The organism is Rathayibacter rubneri (genome assembly GCF_023743255.1).
Taxonomy (GTDB): Bacteria; Actinomycetota; Actinomycetes; order Actinomycetales; family Microbacteriaceae; genus Rathayibacter; species Rathayibacter rubneri.
Map to the genome: position 1 here is coordinate 1 of NZ_JAMRYM010000207.1, position 981 is coordinate 981.

The following is a 981-nucleotide window of genomic DNA, read 5'->3' on the forward strand; positions in this document are numbered from 1 at the left end:
GCGGAGGAAGGCGTTCATCGCGCGCGGACGGTCGCCGCCCGCGGTCCGCGCCCAGCGCATCGCCGTCCGGCGCCCCTCCGCCGTGCCGACCATGCGCACCTCGGCGGGCGAGAGCCAGCCGGCCGAGGCGTAGTCGCCGAGCCGCTCGAGGGTGACCCGGCGCTCCTGCCGCCGCAGCAGCACGACCACCACGACCGCGACCACGAAGAGCGGCACCTGCACGACACCGTAGAAGCCGAACCAATCGGACACGAGGAACGAGGACCCGTTCCACAGGGCGTGCAGGAACACGGCCGCGGCGAGGCCGAGCAGGGCGATCGGCACGCCCGCGGCGCGGCGGCCGACCGCGAAGCCCAGCGCCGCCCCGGTGCACGAGGTGAAGAGCACGTGCGCGAAGGGCGAGAGCACTCCGCGGAGGAAGAACGTGACGGCGAGCGAGCCGAGCCCGCCCTCCACGAGCGCGCTGCCGAAGTAGAGGATGTTCTCGACGAACGCGAACCCCGACGCGACGACCGCGGCGTACACGATCCCGTCCACCGGCCCGTCGAAGGTGCGGCGCCAGATCAACAGGATCAGCAGCACGCCCGCGCCCTTCGCGCTCTCCTCGACGAGCGGAGCCTGGATCACGGCGCCGACGAAGTCGGATCCGCTGGGCTGCTGACCCGAGGCGTAGACCGCCACCTGAACACCCAGATCGACCAGCAGCGAGATCGCGACCGAGCCGGCGGCGCCCCAGAGGAACGCGAACCAGAGGCCCAGCGGCGCCTCCGGCTCCCAGCGGTCGATCCAGCGCACCCCCGAGAGCACGACCAGCAGCGGCACCAGGGCGACGACCGCGCAGACGGCGGCGGCGCCGACTCCGAGGCCCAGGACCACGTACGCCAGCACGAGCAGCAGCAGGATCCCGAGCAGTGCGACGCCGATCGCGCCGAGCACGGTCGGGACGATCGAGGGGCGGGCGGGGGGCGGCGGCGGGTACTC

General features: G+C 73.6%; 1 protein-coding gene. It reads right to left on the reverse strand.

The annotated features are described in order from the left end of the window. Positions 1-936 (reverse strand): PrsW family intramembrane metalloprotease (locus NB037_RS19335; RefSeq protein ID WP_251948695.1); only part of this gene is annotated, 936 nt, incomplete at its 3' end. Positions 937-981 lie beyond the last annotated feature (45 nt).